This is a genomic window from Thermoactinomyces sp. CICC 10521, from assembly GCF_016055135.1.
Lineage (GTDB): Bacteria > Bacillota > Bacilli > Thermoactinomycetales > Thermoactinomycetaceae > Thermoactinomyces_A > Thermoactinomyces_A daqus.
Map to the genome: position 1 here is coordinate 1 of NZ_JAECVZ010000081.1, position 1,260 is coordinate 1,260.

Genomic DNA, 1,260 nt, shown 5'->3' on the forward strand with positions numbered 1-1,260 from the left:
CGGAAGGTGGGGATGGATCACCTCCTTTCTAAGGAGCTCTTCACAGAGCAAATGAACCGATTACTTCTCGGGTCATGCCTTACTCACTCTTTAGTTTTGAGGGAATACGGCAAGACTCCTTTGTTTTGCAAAGGGGTCTTTTTCTTTTGTAAAAAGTACCTTTACAATCGGAAATAAGTGTGGCTTACTAAAACATATCCGAAAAATAAAAAATGGGAGAGATATTTCCTCAATTATGGAATTCATTCAAAATGACTGGGCTGAAGTGTTGAAAGATGAATTTTCCAAGCCGTACTTTGTTAAGTTGTGGGAGTTTGTGGAAGAGGAATATGCTACGCAAGTTGTATATCCGCGAAAAGATGAAATCTTTTCAGCCCTTCGGTTGACGCCATTTGCAGAAACGAAAGTCGTCATTATCGGGCAGGATCCATACCATGGAGAGGGACAGGCACATGGACTCAGTTTTTCCGTTAAACCGGGAGTCAAACAACCGCCTTCCCTGAAAAATATTTTTAAGGAACTGAAAGCGGATTTGGGGTGTGAAATTCCCAACCACGGATATTTGGAGAAGTGGGCAAAACAAGGGGTACTTTTGTTAAATTCCGTCTTAACGGTAAGGGAAAGCAAACCGAATTCGCATAAGAACAAGGGCTGGGAGACTTTCACCGATGAGGTGATCCGGAGATTAAATGAGCGCCGGGATCCGGTTGTATTCTTGTTATGGGGGCGCCATGCTCAAGAAAAAGGTTCCTTGATCACCAACCCGTGGCACGGCGTTTTTGAATCTGCACACCCAAGCCCGCTTGCCGCGAAAAAAGGATTTTTCGGCAGTCGTCCGTTTTCCAAAGCAAATCAATTTTTACGTGAGCATGGTTTCAGGGAAATTGACTGGCAAATCCCTGATCTTTGAAAAGCAACCGGGGTTCAACAGGGAGGGTGAAGAATACCCTCCCTCTTTGTTGCGGTTTGCTTTAAAAGCGGCGGGCAGATTGTTTGAACAGCCTGTTTTTCAAGCTTTTTCATATCATTAAGTGAAATTTTTATTTGTGAATAACAATATATTTTTCTTCGGGCAATAAAAAAATAAAAAAAGGGGTTGCAAATATTTTGGAGCCATGCTATATTACTACTTGTCGCCGTGATGAACGGCATGAACAGAATGCACCTTGAAAATAAGATATGGAATAAGGCAAATGACGAAATGGTCATTCGTCAAGTTGCATCACCGGGAGAGAAACCGTAGCAGGTTAAGCTACTAAG

The 1,260-nt window shown here is 42.6% G+C and carries 1 protein-coding gene; it reads left to right on the forward strand.

Going from position 1 to position 1,260, the window contains the following annotated elements; all coding sequences use genetic code 11:
- Nucleotides 1–235 precede the first annotated feature (235 nt).
- Nucleotides 236–910 (forward strand): uracil-DNA glycosylase, encoded by a 675-nt coding sequence (locus tag I8U17_RS18035; protein ID WP_033102457.1) that lies wholly within the window; start codon nucleotides 236–238, stop codon nucleotides 908–910.
- The last annotated feature ends 350 nt before the right edge of the window (nucleotides 911–1,260 follow it).

What these genes read in the sequence shown, in the direction of transcription:
- I8U17_RS18035 (WP_033102457.1), top strand. Translation starts at nt 236, where the DNA reads ATGGAATTCATTCAAAATGACTGGGCTGAAGTGTTGAAAGATGAATTT.